21 protein-coding genes and 1 tRNA gene are annotated in these 21,963 nt (G+C 42.4%); 10 read left to right on the forward strand and 12 right to left on the reverse strand.

Annotation, left to right across the window (positions count from 1 at the left end):
* Window positions 1-38 precede the first annotated feature (38 nt).
* The 5 genes from BQ7394_RS12445 to BQ7394_RS12465 form a co-directional block, all read right to left on the reverse strand.
* Window positions 39-4,286 (reverse strand): acyl-CoA dehydratase activase-related protein, encoded by a 4,248-nt coding sequence (locus BQ7394_RS12445; protein WP_075557729.1) that lies wholly within the window; start codon window positions 4,284-4,286, stop codon window positions 39-41.
* A 96-nt stretch (window positions 4,287-4,382) separates the two neighbouring features.
* Complete coding sequence (locus BQ7394_RS12450) at window positions 4,383-5,000, reverse strand: TetR/AcrR family transcriptional regulator (RefSeq protein ID WP_075557730.1); 618 nt, start codon at window positions 4,998-5,000, stop codon at window positions 4,383-4,385.
* A 172-nt stretch (window positions 5,001-5,172) separates the two neighbouring features.
* A complete protein-coding gene (locus BQ7394_RS12455; protein ID WP_075557731.1) occupies window positions 5,173-6,093 on the reverse strand; it encodes a cation diffusion facilitator family transporter in 921 nt (306 codons plus the stop codon).
* A gap of 69 nt (window positions 6,094-6,162) precedes the next feature.
* Window positions 6,163-6,918, reverse strand: a complete 756-nt coding sequence (locus tag BQ7394_RS12460) for a class I SAM-dependent methyltransferase (protein WP_075557732.1) — start codon at window positions 6,916-6,918, stop codon at window positions 6,163-6,165.
* Between the two features lie 207 nt (window positions 6,919-7,125).
* Entirely contained in the window at window positions 7,126-7,731 is a 606-nt protein-coding gene (locus BQ7394_RS12465) for a GNAT family N-acetyltransferase (protein WP_210436533.1), read from the reverse strand.
* A 234-nt stretch (window positions 7,732-7,965) separates the two neighbouring features.
* Here BQ7394_RS12465 and BQ7394_RS12470 point away from each other — a divergent pair, with 234 nt between their 5' ends.
* The 4 genes from BQ7394_RS12470 to BQ7394_RS12490 all read left to right on the forward strand — a co-directional run bounded on the left by BQ7394_RS12470 (window position 7,966) and on the right by BQ7394_RS12490 (window position 11,620).
* On the forward strand, window positions 7,966-8,793 hold the full coding sequence (locus BQ7394_RS12470) for a carboxymuconolactone decarboxylase family protein (protein ID WP_075557733.1): 828 nt from the start codon (window positions 7,966-7,968) through the stop codon (window positions 8,791-8,793).
* 4 nt (window positions 8,794-8,797) lie between these two features.
* The gene (locus BQ7394_RS12475) at window positions 8,798-9,610 is read left to right on the forward strand and encodes a helix-turn-helix domain-containing protein (RefSeq protein ID WP_075557734.1); all 813 of its coding nucleotides are present in this window, start codon (window positions 8,798-8,800) and stop codon (window positions 9,608-9,610) included.
* 133 nt (window positions 9,611-9,743) lie between these two features.
* Window positions 9,744-10,907 (forward strand): aldo/keto reductase, encoded by a 1,164-nt coding sequence (locus BQ7394_RS12485; RefSeq protein WP_075557735.1) that lies wholly within the window; start codon window positions 9,744-9,746, stop codon window positions 10,905-10,907.
* A gap of 71 nt (window positions 10,908-10,978) precedes the next feature.
* Window positions 10,979-11,620 carry a flavodoxin gene (locus BQ7394_RS12490; protein ID WP_075557736.1) on the forward strand — a complete coding sequence of 214 codons (642 nt, stop codon included), beginning with the start codon at window positions 10,979-10,981 and terminating at the stop codon, window positions 11,618-11,620.
* Between the two features lie 250 nt (window positions 11,621-11,870).
* Here BQ7394_RS12490 and BQ7394_RS12495 read toward each other — a convergent pair whose 3' ends face one another.
* A complete protein-coding gene (locus tag BQ7394_RS12495; protein WP_075557737.1) occupies window positions 11,871-12,305 on the reverse strand; it encodes a DUF6078 family protein in 435 nt (144 codons plus the stop codon).
* Between the two features lie 304 nt (window positions 12,306-12,609).
* Here BQ7394_RS12495 and BQ7394_RS12500 point away from each other — a divergent pair, with 304 nt between their 5' ends.
* Complete coding sequence (locus BQ7394_RS12500) at window positions 12,610-13,596, forward strand: aldo/keto reductase (protein WP_075557738.1); 987 nt, start codon at window positions 12,610-12,612, stop codon at window positions 13,594-13,596.
* Here BQ7394_RS12500 and BQ7394_RS12505 read toward each other — a convergent pair.
* Window positions 13,591-14,496, reverse strand: a complete 906-nt coding sequence (locus BQ7394_RS12505) for a helix-turn-helix domain-containing protein (protein WP_075557739.1) — start codon at window positions 14,494-14,496, stop codon at window positions 13,591-13,593. The genes BQ7394_RS12500 and BQ7394_RS12505 overlap by 6 nt on opposite strands.
* A 117-nt stretch (window positions 14,497-14,613) precedes the next feature.
* On the reverse strand, window positions 14,614-14,967 hold the full coding sequence (locus tag BQ7394_RS12510; RefSeq protein ID WP_075557740.1) for a winged helix-turn-helix transcriptional regulator: 354 nt from the start codon (window positions 14,965-14,967) through the stop codon (window positions 14,614-14,616).
* A 155-nt stretch (window positions 14,968-15,122) separates the two neighbouring features.
* On the opposite strand from BQ7394_RS12510, the gene BQ7394_RS12515 reads away from it, so the two are divergent.
* From BQ7394_RS12515 to BQ7394_RS12525, 3 genes are all read left to right on the forward strand, one after another.
* The gene (locus tag BQ7394_RS12515; RefSeq protein ID WP_075557741.1) at window positions 15,123-16,010 is read left to right on the forward strand and encodes a radical SAM protein; all 888 of its coding nucleotides are present in this window, start codon (window positions 15,123-15,125) and stop codon (window positions 16,008-16,010) included.
* A 206-nt stretch (window positions 16,011-16,216) separates the two neighbouring features.
* Entirely contained in the window at window positions 16,217-16,693 is a 477-nt protein-coding gene (locus tag BQ7394_RS12520; RefSeq protein ID WP_075557742.1) for a YdeI/OmpD-associated family protein, read from the forward strand.
* A gap of 36 nt (window positions 16,694-16,729) precedes the next feature.
* Window positions 16,730-17,131 carry an ASCH domain-containing protein gene (locus BQ7394_RS12525; protein ID WP_075557743.1) on the forward strand — a complete coding sequence of 134 codons (402 nt, stop codon included), beginning with the start codon at window positions 16,730-16,732 and terminating at the stop codon, window positions 17,129-17,131.
* 41 nt (window positions 17,132-17,172) lie between these two features.
* On the opposite strand, the gene BQ7394_RS12530 is transcribed toward BQ7394_RS12525, so the two are convergent.
* A tRNA-Asp gene (locus BQ7394_RS12530) sits at window positions 17,173-17,246 on the reverse strand.
* Between the two features lie 138 nt (window positions 17,247-17,384).
* Between BQ7394_RS12530 and BQ7394_RS12535 the strand changes: the two genes are divergently transcribed.
* Window positions 17,385-18,698, forward strand: coding sequence for an aminotransferase class I/II-fold pyridoxal phosphate-dependent enzyme (locus BQ7394_RS12535; protein WP_075557744.1), 1,314 nt, complete (start codon window positions 17,385-17,387; stop codon window positions 18,696-18,698).
* A gap of 119 nt (window positions 18,699-18,817) precedes the next feature.
* On the forward strand, window positions 18,818-19,414 hold the full coding sequence (locus BQ7394_RS12540) for a YqgE/AlgH family protein (RefSeq protein WP_075557745.1): 597 nt from the start codon (window positions 18,818-18,820) through the stop codon (window positions 19,412-19,414).
* Here BQ7394_RS12540 and BQ7394_RS12545 read toward each other — a convergent pair whose 3' ends face one another.
* The 3 genes from BQ7394_RS12545 to recR are packed head-to-tail and all read right to left on the reverse strand — an operon-like array spanning window position 19,415 to window position 21,757.
* Complete coding sequence (locus tag BQ7394_RS12545; RefSeq protein ID WP_075557746.1) at window positions 19,415-19,945, reverse strand: GNAT family N-acetyltransferase; 531 nt, start codon at window positions 19,943-19,945, stop codon at window positions 19,415-19,417.
* A 1-nt stretch (window position 19,946) separates the two neighbouring features.
* Window positions 19,947-21,122 carry a glycosyltransferase family 2 protein gene (locus BQ7394_RS12550; RefSeq protein ID WP_075557747.1) on the reverse strand — a complete coding sequence of 392 codons (1,176 nt, stop codon included), beginning with the start codon at window positions 21,120-21,122 and terminating at the stop codon, window positions 19,947-19,949.
* Between the two features lie 11 nt (window positions 21,123-21,133).
* Window positions 21,134-21,757 (reverse strand): recombination mediator RecR, encoded by a 624-nt coding sequence (gene recR / locus BQ7394_RS12555; RefSeq protein ID WP_075557748.1) that lies wholly within the window; start codon window positions 21,755-21,757, stop codon window positions 21,134-21,136.
* Window positions 21,758-21,963 lie beyond the last annotated feature (206 nt).

A 21,963-nucleotide genomic window follows, 5' to 3' on the forward strand; every position in this document is an offset into this window, starting at 1 on the left:
ATCTGAAATTTTATAATTCTGTATTACTTATATCGCCCTTAATCATTCATCAGGAAATGTAACCTGTTCTGTAAATTCACCTCCGCCATACCGCCATCGACATCCAGATACAGCAGGTTCATCTCCGGATAGAACTTCCTCAACCGTTTCTCGATACCTTTCGCTACAATATGATTGGCTATGCAACCGAACGGCTGAATACAGACAACCCTCTTTATCCCCTGACGGGCATAGCTGGCCACCTCTCCGGCTATCAACCAACCTTCACCGAACTGATTGGACAAATCCAATATCTCCGAAGCATATTTTGCCTTTACATATATTGATTTGGACGGCACATGAAAACGATAACTCTTCACGATTCCTTCCACCTTCCTGATCTTGTCATTCATATATTTCCAGAATATAGGACTCAGGCAATGCTTAAAGAGATTATCCTTCTGCAAACCATTCTTTACGTTGGCCTGGGAATTTACGAAATACTGCATCACGAAATCGATGATAGGAGGCGTGACCACTTCCATATTCCGGGAACGAAGCCATTCGGTGATATGAGCCTGTCCGTAATTATTGTATTTCACATAGATCTCCCCTACCAAGCCGATCTTCGTAAACTCACGGTCGTAGATGTCAACTCCGTTAAAGTCGGCCACAGCCTGTTCCAACAAGGAAAGCAACGCTTTATGATCGTTCCTGCGGATTGCCTCCACTCCCCTGTCGATATAGAAATCAAACAGATGCTGCGTCTCCCCTTTCTTCTTTTCCCGGATGATCGTACTGCTATACATCTGCTGCAATGCATCCGCATAGAGAAGCATATAAACGACAATATCCATCAATTTAAGAACCGGCAGTTTAAACGCCTTCTGATCATTCTGGAAAACCTCTCCGGCAGCAAACACCAACACCGGAATATTGGAAAATCCCGCATTCATCAAACCGGATTTGATCTGTGCCAGATAGTTCGTAGCCCGGCACTGACCGCCTGTTTGCGTAATGGCAACCACAACATCATCCAGGTCATATTTACCCGATTGTAACGCCGTGATAATATCTCCCAAAATCAATGTGGAAGGATAACAGACTTCATTATGCCCGTAGACAAGTCCGGCCTCCGCTGAAACCGTATTGGTCTTTGGCAGATTGACGATCTTATAACCAGCCAGTTCTCCGAGAGCCGGAATGAAAGGCGAGATAAAATCGGCAAACCAGGGAGCGAGTATTGTCTTTTGCCTGTCCTCTTTCTTATAGGCAACATCATAGCTCTGGAATGTCTTCGTTCCTGTTACCGGATCAGGTATTATCACCTTCAAAGACTCGATCAGGGAACGCATACGCAACCGGACAGAACCTGGACTGGCTATTTCGTCGATACGTAAGATCGTATGGTTCTTGCCTGCTTGCTTCAATATTTCCCCGGTTTCATCCATAAAGAAAGAGTCGGGACCACAGCCGAAAGAGTTCAGTTGCACCAATTGCACGTTCTGGGGAAGTTTGGCGACTTCCATGGCTGCTTGTACGACCCGGTTAGGGTAAGACCATTGCGAGACGATATTCAGTTTACCGAACCCTTTACTTTCCTTATGACGGAAAATATCGTCGGTGAACACATATACTCCCATATCCGAAAGGATCTGCCCTACCTTCTGATGGATCAGCGGGTCTGTATGATAAGGTCTGCCCACTACCACGAATACCAGCTTATTCTCTCTGACCGCCTGGTCGAACAAAGCTTTTTGTTTATCCCGCAAAGCATCTTTCGTTTCATTGCGTTCTTTTAGCGCTTTCACAAAGGCTTTTCTAAAAACAACCTCCGATACGCCCAAAGAAGAGAGATAAGTAAAACAGGCTTTCTCCAGTGCTTTGTCATTACTAAAGGTAACGACAGGTTTGTCGAACGGAATACCGAACTTTTCCTCCGGTTCCATAGAGCTCCGGATCACATCCGGATAACCGCTCACGACCGGGCAATTGTATGAATTGACCGATGAGTCGAACTCTTTTTCTTCCTTCACGATCATCGGATAGAAAATACGGTCGACCTTTTGCTCTGCCAATGCCAGGATATGCCCGTGCACCAACTTGGCCGGAAAACAGATGTTGTCAGACATCACACTTCCTACTCCTTTCTGGTAAAGAGCCGTTGTAGACTCGGAAGACAATACCACTTCCAAATCACATTCGGTAAGCAAGGTATGCCAGAAAGGATAATTCTCAAACATATTCAGCACCCGCGGAATACCGATCCGCAAACCGGATACAGACGTCTGCTTTTCGCTACTACGGGCAAAAAGGATCTCATTCTTTCTGTCAAATGCGTTATAGCCTTTCTCCGCAGCCGTAGCTTTGCTAAAGAATACTTTCTCGCATTTATTTCCTGCATAACAAATATTCCCGTTATCAAACCGGAAACGAAGGATCGAACATTTGTTCGTACATCCTTTACATTGCAATTCTTTTGTATCCACCGTATTTACATCCGGCAATACTTCCTCTCCGGTAAACAACGTCGGCTTCTTATCAGCCTGCCACATCTTCCGGGCATATAAAGCAGCTCCTAACGCTCCCATCAGTTCGGGATAGTCGGTGGTACTGACCGATTTGCCGGACAGGAGTTCGAGCGCACGGTAAACGGCATCGTTGCGGAACGTTCCGCCCTGCACCACGATATGTTCTCCCAAAAGGTTGAGGTTCGTGATTTTCAGCACCTTGAACAGACAGTTCTTGATGACCGAATAAGCCAAACCGGCTGCAATATCGCCTAATGCGGCATTTTCACGCAATGACTGTTTCACCTTCGAATTCATAAAAACAGTACAGCGTGATCCCAGGTCACTGGGATATTCTGCCAGGCAGGCAGCTTTCGTGAACTCTGAAAGCCCCATATTCATGGTTGCCGCAAAGTTCTGAAGGAAAGAGCCGCAACCGGATGAACAGGCTTCATTCAGTTCGATATTCGATATGACCCCGTTGCGGGTGAATATGGATTTCATATCCTGTCCGCCAATGTCCAGTACGAAGGAGACTTCCGGGTCTACATATTGTGCACCGGATAAGTGCGCCATCGTTTCTACGATCCCGTAATCGAGATTTAATGCCGACTTAATCAGGTCTTCCCCGTAGCCTGTCGCCGCAGATGAGATAAAGCGGAATGTAACTCCTTTGTTTTTGGCTTCCTGATAAAATCCGTTCAGTCCCTCGATCACCTTCCTCAAGGAATTTCCCTGGTTGGTGCCATAGAACGTATAAACGATATCACCGTCCGTATCCATAATCAGTATCTTGGTCGTCGTGGAACCGGAGTCGATACCCAGAAAGCATTCGATATTTTTCTTCGAACCGAGTTCTGCCCGCTTTAAAGGTTTTATCTTCCGGTTCTCTTTCCAGGACTGATATTCCTCCTCATTCGCGAATAAAGCAGGCAATACATCTTTCCGTTTATGATCCTTTATTCCCAGCTTTTGTATCAGCAAGGATATGTCTTCGATAGTCTCTCCCTCCCGGTTATAAAGGGCTGTTCCCCATGCCGGAAAATACTCACTGTTTGCCGGGACGATCAGATCTGCTTCATCCAGGTTCAGTAGTTCGACAAAAGAGTCTCGTAATGCAGGGATAAACGTCAGCGGACCGCCTATACAAAGTATCTTCGGTTGTATATCACATCCCCGAGCAAGCGTAGTCACACTTTGCACGGCGACAGTCCGCAAGATCGACATGGATATATCGGGAACCGGCACATTGCGCGATATAAGATTCTGTACGTCCGTTTTCGCAAATACACCGCAACGGGAAGCTACCGGGTATAACTTTTCATACTTCAGCGCCTGACGCCCCAGTTCTTCGACAGGAATATTCATCAGGTCGGCCATCTGGTCGATAAAAGCTCCCGTTCCACCGGCACAGCTTCCGTTCATACGGATATCCGGCTGTCTTCCATCTTTAAAGAATACCATTTTGGCATCTTCACCACCCAGATCTATCAGCGTATGTGTATCCGGATATTCTTTATCTACTACTTCTATAGATGCAACGACTTCCTGAACAAAAGGAATCCCTGTCCGTTCGGATATCCCCATGCCAGCCGATCCCGTAATGGCTATCGTAAACCGGCAATCAGGGAATCGGGAAGTGACAGTATTCAGTTCTTCAATAAATAAGGTATTAAAATCAGCCTTATGACGTCTGTAAACTTTGTAAATGATTTCATTCCGGTCATTCAAAACAACAACTTTCAATGTAGTGGAACCGACATCGATCCCGATACTACAAACAGTATTTGGTTTCATATTAAAACGATTATAATAAATCTATACGATAATCTAAATTGAGGGTTATATTATTAGTGGTTACCCTGGTATTATATATATGTAGCAGGTAGAAACTTATGGTCTCAACCCGCTAAAGATCAAATCAATCACACGCTTCTTATGTTCCGCCAGTATTTCGTTATACTCACTTTCCGACCTGTCTGCCACCCGGATGGCCAATCCTCTGAACATAAACGGAAACACACATAACGACAAGATATTTAAACCCAGATCGATTGCCGGAATATCCTTTATCGTTCCCTTTTTCACTTCCTCAGCTATCCTTTCGGACAATCTTGTAAATATTGCCAGAGGATCACGTTCCAGCAATTTCCTGATCAAAGTATCGGGACTCTGATTGACTTCATTCAGGATAAAAATAGGAATCTGAGGATATTCGGACAATATCTCATAATAGGTGCTTATCCATGCTTCTACCATATCGTAGAATGGCATATCCGATGTCAAAGTTGCGGAAACACGTTTAAAGAGAATTTCAAATGCTTCGTCGAATATTATCTCGAAAAGATTATACTTCGACTCAAAATAATATTTTATGTGGGCAACATTAGTACCTGAAGCTGCCGCTATATCGCGGATACTGGTTCCGGCATAGCCATTTTTAATAAATAAGTCACGGGCTACATTCAGTATCCGGTCACTTACATCCGATGTCGATTGCTTTTTCACCATACTAATTTAAACGATTGTTTAAGCAAACTTAAACGATCGTTTAAACGTGGCAAAACATTTACTGTTAATAATCATCAACGCAATGACCAAACGTATCTATCTAAATACCTAATAGTTATACAGACGTATTGATTATTGCTGCACCCCTGATTTATACCTGTATCTAAAATATTTACTGTTTCACCATATCTCTGTCGATACCAAATTTCTCATCCGTCTGACATTTTCCGGCAGGCTCCACATGGACTAAAATATCATATACATTGTCTATCGAGTCTTCTATACTCTTCTCTACTTCATCGGCAATCTCATGGGCACGCATTAAAGTCATTTGCGGATCTACTTCTATATCAAGCGTAATCAGATACAGATTACCTACCATTCTCGACCGGACACGATGCGGATTACCTGCACCGGGAACTTTCTCCACAGCTTCAAATATCTTATTATATACGTTGACATCTTTCACTCCATCCATCAGTTCGACATTGGAATCCATAAAGATACCGATAGACGATTTGATGATAAAGAGGCTGATCACCAACCCTGTGATCGAGTCGAGTATAGGCAACTTAAATATAAATGTAAATATCAACCCCAACAGGACGCCGCATGAAATAACCACATCATTACGCATATTGACAGCATTCGCGATCAGCATGGAACTGTTGATTTTCTTTCCTTGTTTATATTGGTAAGTAGACAACAAAAGTTTACCGACAATAGAAAAGACCGTAACATAGATGGCAATAGCCGATGGAATCTCTTTCGTTTCATCCGAAAAGATACTTTCAACCGACGATACCAACATCTGTGCGCCTGCATAAAAGATCACCAACGAAAGCACCTTTGTAGCAATGCTCTCCGCTTTCTCATAACCGAACACATACTTCTTGGAAGGCGGCCTGTTCATCAAACGTGCCGTAAAGATCATGACAACAGATATAACCACGTCGGTTGCCGAATCAATACCATCTCCTATTACAGCCAAACTCCCCGACAACAAGCCGACAACAATTTTGGATACGGACAGTATCGCGTTGCCTATCGTACTTACCCATGAAGTTCTTATCAAGATTTTCTCTCGTGACATATTATTATTGTGAAAATAAGTGGTAAAAGTAATCATTTTTAATGATCGCACAAGGATCCCCAGACTATACTAACACCGGCAAACAAATATCTGTTTCTCCGAATCATCATTAAATGCTTCCCCGTCAAATCCTCCGTATTTGTGAATAATATTAAAACCGTTCCATTCCAAATATGAATCCAATTCTTGCGGAAAAAACATTCTCATATCCAGATTTTGAATCGAATTGAACTTGCCATTAATAAAGTAATGCCATTCGATTCGATTGATCTGAGTCGTATTTTCATATCGCATTGTCTGCTTTATCAATACTTCTCTTCCATCGTCTGTTGTATAAGCAGCAATTTCCATCGGTTCTTTTTCGCCTTCTACGATATAACGAATATTCGGATTAAAGCAATCCAACAGAAATAAACCTCCGTCTTTGAGATGATTTTTAACGACACTGAATGCCTTAAATAAATCTTCATTTTTATATAAATGATGGATTGAATTAAATGGAATAAAAATAAGGTCGTATTTTTCCTGTAAATTCAAAGTCCTGATATCTGCTTCAATAAAAGGAATTTCCAATCCTGCTTCGGATGCTTTAATCTTTGCCTGGTCAAGCATTGAAGAAGTATAATCAACCCCGGTAATATCATACCCGTCCTGTGCTATTGGAACAGTAAGTCTGCCTGTGCCGCAACAAAGTTCGAGTATTCGGGTATCCTTACCTTTCAGCAGCCACCGTTTATAAAATTGCAAATCAGTCAGACCGGTATTCATGCCATCATAAATATTTGCATCATAAATTAAATCACCAACTTTATAATCACTATTCATTTATGTCCTCCAAGATTTATTGTTTTATGTTTTATCGATTTGACTTAAGCGATTGTAATTTTACAGTGCTGTACTGTCAAATGACTCGGCATAAAATTAGTGCTTTATTTCAAAATCCCCATAAATTAATACATTGATAACTCTCAAGCATATACTTCACCCACCCCTGAAGCCAGGACAGCGGTTGGAGAGTCAGACTTTACTAGATCACTTTTCATTTAATTTTGCGTAAATATCAATGCTTATATACTTACCATTCTTGATTTCACATTCTTTCATTGTTCCTTCATAAGTAAAGTCAAGCATCTTTAATGATTTTATACAGTTTGAATTTTCCGTATCCACAAATCCTTCGATTCTATGCAAATTCAGCTTTTTAAAGCCGAAATTACATATCAAAGGAAAGGCTTCCTGCATTATTCCCTGTCCCCAAAAGTCAGGCAATAACCAAAATCCAATTTCGGCCTTCTTATGTTCTTTCGATAAACCGTTAAGACCGCCTGCACCGTAAAAAGTGGTATTGTCTGACGAACAAATCGCCCACCAAATTCCTGTTTTGTTTCTTACAAGGTCTGCAAACCAATTCATTTGTTCTTCGGTCGCTTCCAAACTATCAAAACTGATTCCATAATATTTAATAACATCAGAATGAGATAGTCCTTTGTATACATTTTCGACATCGCTTTTTATAAACTGTCTAAGTAGGAGTCTATTAGTTTTAATTATTGGAAAATCTGTCATTATTATTTTGTTTTTATTACCACTCTGCTCAAAACCAATGTGTAATTCTATCCGTTCCTTGGATAGTTTCATCTATTATCGTTTCATATTAGGTAAAGATACGGTTAAAAAGACGAGAATGTCAAAACACGACCGGAATAATTATCTCTTACTATGACGTTCACCATATTATTCTGCCGAATTGCAGCACATCAAAATCAGTAAAATTGGTACAAACATCCCACTTATCGTTACAACAACTTCTACAGGTCTTGGTAACTTTGCATCAATAAAAACAAATAATTTCATCCTATAAATGAAATAGTAATGAACAAGATTCTTTTAATTTCAGTATTCACCATTTTAACACTCAATGTTATGGCACAAGAAAAAATAGTACAGACAGCAGGGCGCACCCAATTAGGCGAATTCGCACCCAAATTTGCAGAACTCAACGATGATGTCCTTTTCGGCGAAGTATGGAGCCGCACCGACAAACTTGGTCTGCGCGACCGCAGTTTAGTGACCATCACCTCTCTCATTAGCCAGGGTATCACCGACAATTCGCTCGTTTTCCATCTTCAGTCGGCAAAGAAGAACGGTATTACCCGCACCGAGATTGCCGAAATAATCACCCACATCGGTTTCTATGCCGGTTGGCCCAAAGCGTGGGCGGCATTCAATCTGGCCAAAGGCGTATGGGCGGAAGATTCTACCGGTGAAGACACCAAGGCCGCTTTCCAGCGCGAAATGATTTTTCCTATCGGCGAACCCAATACTGCATATGCACAGTACTTCATCGGTAACAGCTACCTTGCTCCCGTTTCCCGCGAACAAGTATCGATAGCCAATGTTACTTTTGAACCTCGTTGCCGCAACAACTGGCACGTACACCGCGCAAAAAGCGGCGGCGGACAGATGCTCATCGGCGTAGCCGGACGCGGTTGGTATCAGGAAGAAGGCAAGCCGGCAGTGGAGATTCTGCCTGGCACAGTAATTCATATCCCTGCTAACGTCAAGCATTGGCACGGAGCTGCAGCCGACAGTTGGTTCGCTCATTTAGCATTCGAAGTCCCCGGAGAGAATACTTCCAATGAATGGCTCGAACCAGTGACGGATGAAGAGTATAACAAACTCGAACAGAACAAACAATAAATATATGGAACAATTAGATGTATTCGATTGCTCGAATGTGCTTATAGCGAGCTATTTCACTGACGACCGGGGATGTGCCCACGAAAACAGGGAACATACGCTTATTTATCTATGTTCCGGTGAACTGGAGATAGAGGAGCGCGGAAAGAAAACCGTTTTGCATCCGGGAGAGTGTGCTTTCATGCGGCGCGATAACCGGATGTGGTTGCAAAAAAAGGTCGAGGATGGGAAACCGTACCGTTCTGTCGTGTTGAAATTCTCAAGACCTTTTCTGAGAGAATTTTATCAGACTCTTAACCGGCAACAAATTCCAACTGATTCTAAACGCGATAAAGTAAGTCTGCGTGTATTGCCAGGCAACAGACCGGACATTCGTTCACTGTTCGAATCCATCATTCCCTATTTCGATGCAGGTGAAAAACCGTCTGAAGATGTACTGAAGTTAAAAATGATTGAGGGAGTATATGTACTACTCAATACCGACAGGAACCTTTACGCCTCGTTGTTCGATTTTGTGGAACCGTGGAAAATAGACATTCTCGACTATCTGAATAAAAATTATATGTGCGACCTTTCGATGGATGAAATTGCAAGTTATACGGGACGTAGCTTGGCGACTTTCAAACGAGACTTCGCCAAAATCAGTGACCTGACACCACAGAAATGGATTATCAGACGTCGTCTGGAGGCTGCACATGATTTGATAAAATCAGGTAGAAAAAAAGTGACGGAAGCCTGTTTCGATGTGGGTTTCAAAAACCTGTCTCATTTCTCCAAAATATATAAGGAAGCGTATGGGGTTGCCCCATCATGGTAAAAAACAGAGATGTATTTTCGTAAAACATTACTTAACTAAATGAACTTTATAACAAACCCTTTTGAGCCTCGCAGCAAAGTCGTTGCGAGGCTCTCTTTTTACCTTTGCCTACAGAACATTAAAACAAAAAATTATGGAAAAAAACAATCAAATGAATCTCAGCCGTCGCGGATTTCTCAAGACGGCAACCTTAACAGGAGTAGCATTGACCATGCCCACCGGACTGGATAAAGTCTTTGCAGCGGAAACGAAACAGACGGCAGTCTCCGTTAACGACAGTGATGCCGCTCATATTACGGGACATCGTATATTGGGTACGGGAAAGGCAGCTTTCGAGGTATCGACACTCGGCTTTGGTGTAATGGGTATGACTTACAACCGCAGTCAGCATCCGGACAAAAAACAGTGCATCCGATTGTTGCATGAAGCGGTGGATCGGGGTATAACACTCTTCGACACGGCTATCATCTATGGACCGTTGACTAACGAAAATCTAGCCGGAGAAGCATTATCCGAATTCAAAAACCGGATCAACGTAACGACTAAATTCGGACATGAAGTTATCGACGGGAAAGCCACGGGTCGTCAGAACAGCCGACCGGAGACTATTCGTCGCTATTGCGAAGAGTCGCTCCGTCGCCTCCGGCTCGAATCGCTTCCCATGTTTTACCAGCACCGCTCTGATCCGGATACACCGGCGGAAGAAGTGGCATCGACCATTGCCGACCTGATGAAAGAGGGCAAGGTACAACACTGGGGCATGTGCGAAGTCAGTGCCGAGACCATCCGTAAAGCTCATGCTGTTTGCCCGTTGACGGCTATACAAAGCGAGTATCATCTGATGCACCGGTTGGTAGAGGAAAACGGAGTGCTCGATACCTGTCGGGAGTTGGGGATCGGCTTTGTTCCGTACAGCCCGCTGAACCGTGGATTTTTGGGTGGCTGCATCAACGAATACACAGTTTTCGATGTAAACAACGACAACCGCCAAACCCTGCCACGCTTTCAACCGGAAGCGATGCGTGCGAATACCCGTATCGTGAATGTGCTTCAAGCCTTCGGCCGCACACGAGGCATGACTTCGGCACAAGTGGCACTCGGCTGGTTGCTCCGGAAAGCACCGTGGATCGTTCCCATCCCCGGAACAACGAAACTGGCGCATCTGGAAGAGAATCTGCGCACGCAGGAATTTACTCTTTCACCCGAAGAATGGAAAGAGCTGGAGGATGCAGTAGCCGCTATTCCCGTTGTCGGAGACCGATACAATGCCGAGCAACAACGTCAGGTAGGTCGCTAAAGAATCAATCCTGCAAGACTTCTCAAACTTTCAGCATTGGAATAATTGTTTAATTATAAAATAAGAATCATATGAAAAAGTACCTGTATCTACTGTTTGCCACTCTTATAGCGGTAGGATTAAATGCATGTTCTCCCGATGATAATGAACCGGACAACCCGCAGACCGAGACTCCGGAAACACCCGACAATCCGAATCCAGCCCCAACGGGCAAGACACTGATTGTATATTACAGCTACACGAATAATGTACATTCTATTATCAACGATCTGCAGACGCAAATAGAAGCCGATGTGGTAAGGGTTGAACCTACCGAAAAAGGGATAGACTATGCCGCCAACAATTATGCGATTGGCAGTGCATTGATTCAGGCAATCCGGGATAATCCGAACGATGCGAATTCTTATCCATCTATTGAAACGACAATTGATAACCTGTCCGATTATGACAGAATCATCATAGGCGCACCTCTCTGGTGGAGCAATATGGCTGCACCTCTGCAAACATTCCTGTTTCAATACGGCAGTCAGATGGAAGGTAAAAACATCGGTCTGATCGTATCGAGTGCAAGCAGCGGAATCAACGGTGTCGAGTCCGATGCCAAACGGCTCATTCCGGGCGGAAACTTCCTCACACCAAGCCTATGGATACGTTCATCTCAAACATCCAACTGTCACTCGATGATTGCCGACTGGCTGAATGAGATCAATTAAACAGCAGATAATGATAACACCTCTTTTTATGGGCGGTATCGGCATGCAGGAAGTACAGCGAGCGACAATTGCACAGTTGGAAAATCCTCTTCCCGTGTAAGACGCTCTGTCCTTTAAATGACAGTGTCTTGTCATACTGATGGAAATGTTTTGCCATAGTGATGGCAAGAGTCTGCCAAAGGCATGGCAGAACTCTGCCACTACGATGGCAGTGGCCTGCTAAGCCTATGGCAAAAGCCTTTCCCCGTTACTACCATGCATAATCTTCTACATAAGCATCAAACTTCGGTGGTTCATCAATTCCACATCGTACCAGAATGTGCTGTATCTCTTTTTGTTCGGCAGGAGAAAGTAAACGTTCGCCTTTACGAACCCGATAGTAAGTTCTTTCACTGAAAAGGTTTCTCAAACGAGAGATGACGCTTTTCATCTGTGCGTAAGGCAGATTATCCAACAAACGTGTAAAGCCTTTGGCATAAATAACTTTCACGTCAGGACGATAATGCGGACACTCTCCCTCCAGTGTAACCTGGTATTTGGGACTAATAATCATCCAACGCTCGACGCTGTCCGAAATATCCTGTTCTGCCAACTGTCGCAAACAAGTAGAGGCTTTGGGGCACTCCCGTTTAAGGCATAAAGCATAGTTGAAGGGAATTTCCGGGAAAAGATGTTTTTCTTCCATACTAGTGATAAGTGTTTATTGTGTTAGTTTTCGATATAAGATTAATCAAACCAATCGTGTAAATGTAAGCATTCTTTTGGTGTAAACAGAGTGATTCCGGCAAAAAGATAATGATTTATAATAGCTACCTGTAATTAAGGTTAGTATATCCGTAATCTATCTACCAAATCTATCATACATTCTTCCGTACTTTGCAATAGAAAATAAATCTGCTGACGGCATGCAGTTAATCACCTCAAACGTACATTGGGCACAGAAGAAATAACAGGAAAACGTGACAAGAACTATTATTAAAAAAGAATATATGAAAACAAGAAAATTAGGAAACAACGGGCTGGAAGTGTCGGCCATCGGACTGGGCTGTATGGGTATGAGTTTTGCTTACGATCCCCTTCCCGACCGTAACGAAATGATACAGGTAATCCGTTCGGCCTACGAACTGGGGGAAACATTTTTCGACACAGCCGAAGTATACGGCCCTTATACCAACGAAGAACTGGTAGGTGAAGCAGTTGCCTCTTTCCGGGATAAAGTAGTTATAGCCACTAAGTTCGGTTTCAATATAGTCGATGGCAAACAAGCCGGAACTAACAGTCGCCCTGAACATATCCGTCAGGTAGTAGAAGAATCACTGAAAAGATTAAAGACGGACTATATCGATTTACTCTATCAACATCGTGTAGACCCGAATGTTCCTATTGAAGAGGTTGCCGGAACCGTAAAAGACCTCATTCAGGAAGGGAAAGTAAAGTATTTCGGCATGTCGGAAGCCGGAGCTAAAACCATTCGCCGGGCACATGCCGTTCAACCGGTCGCTGCCCTGCAAAGTGAATATTCTCTCTGGTGGCGTCGTCCCGAGGAAGAGATCATTCCTACGTTGGAAGAACTGGGTATAGGCCTCGTTCCGTTCAGTCCGCTTGGTAAAGGATATCTGACCGGAAGTTTTAACAAACAGACTACATTCGGCAAAGATGATTTCCGCAATAAGCTCCCACGTTTTACACAGGATGCACTCGATGCTAACCAGGCAATAGTCGATTTGCTGAAAAAGATTGCCGCAGAGAAAGAAGCAACGCCCGCTCAAATAGCATTGGCTTGGCTGCTGGCACAAAAACCGTGGATTGCTCCCATACCGGGAACGACCAAACTGCACCGCCTGAAAGAGAACCTGGGTGCAGCCGAAATTCACCTGACAGATGATGAATTGAAAAACATCAATGAAGCCAGTTCAAAAATAAAACTGACAGGCAACCGTTATCCCGAAGAACTGGAACGGACAACCGAGTTATAAAGACGAACTTGCACGTCTATATTCGCTGGGTGTCATATTTCCATATTTCTTAAAGAAGCGAACGAAATGTTGGGGATACTGGAATCCCAGTGAATAAGCAACCTGTGTGATTGATTTCTCCGGATTCAGTAATTCCTCTTTAGCCAGGTTGAGCATTTTCAATTGGATGTACTCTTTAGCAGATTTGCCTGTTTCTTTTTTTACAAGATCTCCAAAATAGTTGGGAGACAGGCAAATCTTGTCTGCAAAATAGTTAACCGTAGGCAATCCTTCTTTAGCGGCAAGTCCGGAATCCAGATATTCGTCAAGCAATCTTTCAAAACGGGCCAATACGTCCAGGTTCATGCCCTGTCGTGTGATAAACTGACGGTCATAAAAGCGCATGCAATAATCCAACAGCAATTCGATATTGGTACATATCAATCCTCTGGTATGTTTGTCTATCGCATGTTTCAATTCTGTCCGGATGATAGACAGTATATCCCTTATGATCCGGAGCTCTTCTTCCGACAGATGTAAAGCTTCATTCGACTCATAAGAGAAGAAAGTATATTTTTTGATTTTCTGCCCTAATGACGTTCCGCTAATAAAATTAGGATGAAACAATAAACCGATGGTCTTCGGAGTCGTTCCCGTGAAATCATTGGAATAACCCACTGTCTGACCTGGTGCAATGGCAACAATTGTTTCGGCATCGAAATCATAAATGCTTTTTCCATAATTGATCACACACCCTTTGGTCTCCTTCAGGAAAAGAGAATAAAAGCCGAGAGTCATCCGGTCCCTTCGCTGACTTTCCGGCTTGTTAAGATCGACAATTGCCACCAGTGGATGGAGGGTTTCAAAACCGAACAGGTCATTGTACTGTTCAATCGTATCTACTTTAAGAATCTCATCCATAATATATTAATATTTGATCCACTACAAAAGTAATTCGTTTTTTCCTTATCCTCATCATCGCATGGAAAGAAACCGTAATAATGGTAATGCTTCCCGTAGTTTCGGTAAACTTGAAAGTCAAGTTACTTTCTTTTTCCTGTTATCCATAATAGTCGAGAAGTTCTCTTGTCCCCACTGTATTATATTTTCTAGATGAGGAATTAAAGTCATCCCAAAATCAGAAACATAATACTCTACACGTGGGGGAACTTCCGGATATACTTTGCGATGCACCAAGCCGTCGGTTTCCAATGAACGAAGTGCTGTTGAAAGCATTTTCTCAGAAATAGACGGAATAAGTTTATACAATTCATTAAAACGCATAATTCCGTTTTCCCGAAGTTTCAATAACACGACTAATGCCCATTTATCTCCCAACCATTCTAATACAGGAGAAGCGGAACAATATTCATAATCCAATTTTTTTCTCATTTTTTTCGTAATCAAACAAATTGATACTTAGAAAAACTAACCTAAACGTAAGTAACTGAGTAATAATACAGTTCTTCTTTTTACCAGAAGAACGTCCTAACTTCGCTCCCACAAAAGTAACAAAATATTTTTTTAAGGATTTAATTTATCAGATTATGGAACTATTACATTTTACAGGACAAGTTTGGCGACCACCTTATGAAGCAAGTTCCCAACTGTTACAAGTAACAGCTGGATGTACATATCACAAATGCAAATTTTGCGGCTTGTATCATGGTACAAAATTCAGGTTATCTCCTATTTCTGAGATTGAAGAAGATTTGAAAGTCATTCAAAAATATCAGCCTAAAGCCAGACGCGTATTTCTGACAGGTGCTAACCCTTTTGCTTTAAGCTACAATAGATTGCTTGAATTGGGCTTACTAATTCGCAAATATCTCCCTTATTGTGAAACAATCGGTACATTCTCCCGCATAGCAGATATTAAGCCTAAAAGTGTAGAAGAACTGAAAAATCTACGCCATTTAGGTTTTGACAGTATCAGTATTGGAACGGAATCAGGGGATGATGAAACACTGGCAAAAATGAATAAAGGTAATACAGCCTCCGATATATTAGAGCAATGTCAGAAGTTGAAAGAAGCTAATATTCGCTATAATTTGGTCTACCTGACCGGACTTGCAGGAAAAGGGAAAGGACAACAAAATGCAACAAATACGGCTGCAATATTTAATCAGTTACATCCTTTTACCATCAATTTTGTATCTCTGACCGTTTTTCCGGAATCAGAACTTTATCAAGAAATACAAGCCGGTAAATATGTAGAAGCGACAGAACATGAACGTTTGTTAGAATTACGAACATTTATTTCAACACTTACTATAAAGACAACTTTACTGGGAAATACGGTTTCAAATGCAATTCCATTCGTAGGTATGATTCCTAACGATAAAGTCCGGATATTAAAAGATTTGGATGCGGCAATCAAACAACTTAGTGAAACAGAATTAAGGCAATACAGAGATCGTATAGTATCTTTATAAGAATGAGTCTTTTATCAAAGTAAAGAAAAAGCCCTGCAATGTGATAATTACAGGGCTTTACTTTACATCTTTCGAGGGTCGTACGAAAGAAGGAACTTTCTTCTACGTCTGGTAAACAGAGAATAAAAATAATTTGTGCTGCTGACATACTGCTGTCATTCGTACTTAGTATCTTTGTTTTAAAACTAAAATAGAAATATCATATTATGAATACAGAAAAACCATTAGTAGACAAAGATTATATATTGTTCAAAATCGGAGGTAAAGGAGGTTGGACCTTTGTCGAAATTCCTGAAATCCCTATGCCCAAAACATCATTCGGGATGTTGAAAGTAAAAGGAAAGATAGATGACTATGAGTTTTCTAATTTGAATATGATGCCTATCGGGAACGGAAATATCGGTTTACCCATCAAGTCGGCAATAAGAAAGAAAATCAAAAAGGAAGCTCCTGACACAGTTCATATTACTTTATATGAGGATAAAACTCCATTGATAATTCCGGAAGAATTGCTTTTATGTATGGAATATGAAGAGGGAGCATTAGAAAAGTTTGAAACTTATAGCGATGGTCAGAAAAAGGCATTTATCGACTGGATCAATTCTGCCAAAACAGAACAAACCAAAGCTGACCGTATCGCTAAAACCATACTCAAAGTGCTAAACGAGGATAAGTTTTATTAGAGTTCGCTTATTGGCAAAAAGGCAAATACAATTAATATGGAAATAAAACATAAAATACAGTTTGGAACTACTACCGATAAATTAGCAAAGAAAGTTCTAACAAAAGAAAAGATAGCAACATCTTCCTTATATGACTATTATTGTATGAACCTAAAGGAAACAATAAAAGAGAATGAATATGCCTCTATATTGGATTCACATGGTAGGGAGGTATGCATCATACAAATCAACAAGATTGAAATTGTTGAATTTCAGAATATAACAGAAGAGTTTGCAATTGCCGAGGGTGATGGGAATTTAGAAAACTGGCTAAGAATACATACGGAATATTATTCTTTATTATTAGAAAAAATAGGGAAAAAGCTTACAGGAGAAACAAAACTACTCTGTGAGTGGTTCAAGGTATATCAAAGCGAAGAAAAAGAAAAAGCCCTGTAATATATATTACAGAGCTTTATATCTTTTGCTTCTTTCGAAAGCGGTCCGGACGGGACTCGAACCCGCGACCCCATGCGTGACAGGCATGTATTCTAACCAACTGAACTACCGAACCAATGTTTTCATATCGCATCTCTCTCGATTGCGGTGCAAAGGTAGATAATATTTTTAATTACACAACAGTTTCATACAAATATTTCACATCGGATCGATTATTTTTTTACTTTTGTCCCCCATATAAACTATAACAGACATGAAGAATACTCCAGTAGATTATCAGACTGCCAGACGAATAATAGATGGCTACGGATTACCGGATTTCGGGAAAGCTACAATCCGTGAAGTTGTTGCCATATCCACACAATTGGAACAGGAAACAAAAACCGAGTTCATACATATGGAAATGGGCGTTCCCGGACTGAAAGCGGCGCAAGTCGGTGTCGATGCGGAAATAAACGCACTAAAGAGCGGTATCGCCTCCATCTATCCGAATATCAACGGTACGCCGGAAGTAAAAGCAGAAGCATCCAGATTCATCAAGGCTTTTATCAATATAGATATAGCACCGGAATGCTGTGTTCCGGTAACCGGTTCCATGCAAGGAACATTTGCCTCTTTCCTTACCAGCGGACAATGCACGGAAGGAAAAGACACCATCCTCTTCATCGATCCCGGATTTCCGGTTCAAAAACAACAGATCGTCGTGATGGGATATAAATACGAATCATTCGACGTCTATGAATATCGCGGAGAGAAACTGCGTGCCATCCTGGAAGAACACCTTTCAAAAGGCAATATCGCAGCCATGATCTATTCGAACCCGAACAACCCTGCCTGGTTCTGCCTGACAGACGAGGAACTGAAGATCATCGGAGAGATGGCAAACAAATATGATACGATCGTGATCGAAGACCTCGCCTACTTCGCTATGGATTTCCGCAAAGAACTCGGCAAACCTTTCGAAGCTCCTTATCAGGCAAGCGTTGCGCATTATACGGATAATTACATCTTACAGATCTCCGGTTCGAAAGCATTCAGCTATGCCGGACAACGTATCGGTGTAACTGCTATCTCCAACAAACTTTATCACCGTGCCTATCCGGGACTGACGAAGCGTTATGGCGGCGGCACTTTCGGAACTGTTTACATCCATCGTGTACTGTACGCCCTGTCATCAGGAACCAGCCATTCAGCGCAGGTAGCATTGGCTGCCATGTTCAAAGCAGCCTCCGACGGCCAGTTCGATTTTATCTCGGAAGTAAAGGAATACGGACGCCGTGCCGAAAGACTGAAAAAGATCTTTACAGACTACGGCTTCACGATCGTTTACGATCATGACCTGGACGAACCGATTGCCGACGGCTTCTATTTCACGATCGCTTATCCCGGAATGACCGGCGGAGAGTTGATGGAAGAACTGATCTATTACGGAGTAAGCGCCATCTCTTTAAGTACGACCGGCAGCAACCAGGAAGGTCTGCGCGCCTGCACTTCGTTCATCAAACCGCACCAATATGACCTTCTGGAAGAGCGTTTAAAGCTATTCAAAGAAAATCATACCCTATAATTAACACAAACCCGGTATTTATTTTACACTTATTAACCCAAATGCCGGGTTTTTCGTTTGCTTCTTAACATCAAAAGCCATATATTGTCGCTGTGTATTAACAGTTAAGCGATCTTATCATGGCATCATACAAAAATATCTTCAAAATAACGCATAATAATCTCCTGCCTGCACAAGGTAGCATACTCATATCAGAACCTTTTCTGCAAGATGCCTATTTCCAACGCTCCGTTGTTCTGCTCGTAGAACACACAGATGACGGATCAATGGGATTAGTCTTAAACAAGAAAACGGATCTGGTAGTCAATACATTTTTTCCGGAACTGGAGAAGTTCCCGGAGATACCGATTTACCTGGGAGGTCCTGTAAGTGCCAATCGCCTGTTCTTCATTCACTCACTGGGTGATCTGATTATCCCCGATTCCCTAAAGATAAAAGACCATCTCTATTTTGACGGTGATTTCGAAGCGTTAAAACGTTATATCCAGAATGGTCATTCTATCGACGGGAAAGTAAAATTTTTCCTCGGTTATTCAGGCTGGACAGAAGGTCAGTTGGGTAATGAGATCAACCATAACTCATGGGTAGTAAGCCACGCATCGAAAGAAAATGTGTTGCTGGCCGACGGAGAAGATTTCTGGAAAGATTCATTGGGAGAGCTTGGCAGCAATTATGAGGCATGGACAAAATATCCCAAGGATCCGTATCTTAACTAATTATCTTTCAGTCCGTACCTTTTGCATTACCAAAACGTCGGAATATCCTTTTTCCGTCAGGACCCAATCTTTCATTATTCCGGAAAGAACAAACCCAGAACGGGTAAATAAGGCCTTACTGGCTTCATTCTCTATCGGGATATGAACAAATAACTGGTGCAATTTCAGAAACAGAAAAGCATATTCCATCAATACATGCATCGCTTCCGTAGCAAATCCGTTCCCCTGATAAAGCGGATCGACCAGAATACCGATGCCTGCACGCCGGTGATGGGGCTCGAAGTCATACAAGTCGACCGTGCCGATAGCTGCTCCTGTCGAACGCAACTCGATCATCAGACGCAATTGCCTGGTATCGAAAATATCCCGGTGTGACTCCCGGATATACTCTTTCAATATATAACGGGAATATGGGGACATAGTGTTACCCAACTCCCATAGGTCAGGATTATTCTCCCAACGATATAAAAGTTCCAGATCTTCCGGCTCCAGTGCACGAAGCCGGATCATTTCATTTTCCAGTAGTGCCATATTACTTCCCCGGTGATATTAATTGTCCGCTCTCTGTACTATAAATATGATAGGTTACTTTTTTGTCAACCAGCTTATCCATAAACAAAAGCATTTGTTCAAAGCGAGCATCCGGATAACAAAAGGCATAGTCTGTGAACTCTTTCATCTGATTACGGCGGCAAATGGCATCCATCACACGCTCTTCACTCAAGTTCCATAGATTAATATGCTCCAGTTCAGGCATACGCTTGGCACAAACCGCTTTCATTGCTTCGAAATGCTCTTCCCGGCAAATCACCAACAGACGGCGGTGTTTATTATTCGACTTTGTCCGAACTCCCAACATCCGTGACAAAGCAGCCAGAGATGCACGCAACAGGATAGCCATCTTGATAAAAAATCCCATCAACCAGCCGGACTGCGGATAATACTTTTTGAAAAAGATCAGCATAGCCCCGTAAAATGCCTTCACATATTTCATGTCGCCATGCTTGGTACTTTCTCCCTTATAATGAAGGATACGTTCGGGAATATAGTAATTCTTATATTCACCCAATACCAGACGGTACGATAGGTCAATATCTTCACCATACATAAAAAACGCCTCATCCAGCAAGCCGACCTTATCCAAGGCCTCATGACGGAGCAACATGAAAGCACCAGCCAATACATCGACTTTATGCTGTTTCTCCTTATCAAGATAAGCCAGGCTATACCTTGAGAATATACGCGATTTAGGAAACAATTTCGACAAACCGAATATCTTGCAGAACGAAACCCAGGGAGAAGGAAAACTTCGTTTACTTTCCGGAAGGAAAACGCCATGCCCATCCAACATCTTCACACCGATACCACCGGAGTTCGGATTCTCATCCATAAAGAAACAAAGGGTCCGCAAGCTCTCCTCTCCTATCACCGTATCAGGATTCAGCAACAAAACATATTCTCCTTTACACTGGCGGATAGCCTGGTTATTCGCTTTTGCAAATCCCGGATTATCTTTATTCTCTATAAATAGGACTTCCGGAAATTTAGGATGCAAATAATCGATGGAGCCGTCAGTCGAATTATTGTCAACCACAAAAACCTCTGCATCCAGCCCGGCTATGGCAGCACGAACCGAAAGCAGACACTGCTCCAGAAAATACTTTACATTGTAGTTTACAATAATAATGGATATCTTGGTTTCGTACATAAAGAGTCTGATTAAATTTTTATCGAATCATTAAAGCTAGTCCGGTTCACGATGGAACGACCGAGGGTTATTTCGTCAGCATATTCAATCTCGTCACCAATAGACACCCCACGGGCAATCACCGTAATTTTCACTTCATAAGGAGACAACTTGCGATATATGAAAAAGTTCGTCGTATCGCCCTCCATCGTTGTACTAAGTGCCAGCACAATCTCCCTCACTTCGTCATTCGCCACCCGCTGCACCAGACTATCTATCTGCAGGTCGCCAGGCCCTATACCGTCCATCGGGGAAATAATTCCTCCGAGCACATGGTAAACGCCACGGAACTGCCCGGTATTCTCGATAGCCATCACCTCCTTAATATTCTCGACTACGCAAACGGTAGAATGGTCGCGCTGCGGATCGGCACAAATCGAACACATGTCGTCATCACAAATATTGTGGCACACCTTACAATATTTCACTTCTTTCCGCAAAGCCAGCAAAGCCGAAGCAAAGTTTTCCGTATAACCTTCATCCCGGCGAAGCATATACAAAGCCAACCGGAGAGCCGTTTTTCTTCCTACTCCCGGTAGCGAAGCCAGCTCGTTCACAGCATTCTCCAATAAAACGGACGGATATTTCTGAGTCATTGATTACCTTTCTTTGACCACAAAGATAATTAATTCCGCACAAACAACTCTATCCGTAATAAATAACGAATCGTTTTTATTAAAAATACCAAACCAATCAAAAACTTCATATTTTTGACACATCCATACAGCCCTTATAAAACCATATCTGTGAAACAATGTTAGCACTCAGAATATTTTCTACTAGAAAATTGTTTTATTAAAAA

Origin of the sequence: Parabacteroides timonensis (genome assembly GCF_900128505.1) — a bacterium.
Taxonomy (GTDB): Bacteria; Bacteroidota; Bacteroidia; order Bacteroidales; family Tannerellaceae; genus Parabacteroides; species Parabacteroides timonensis.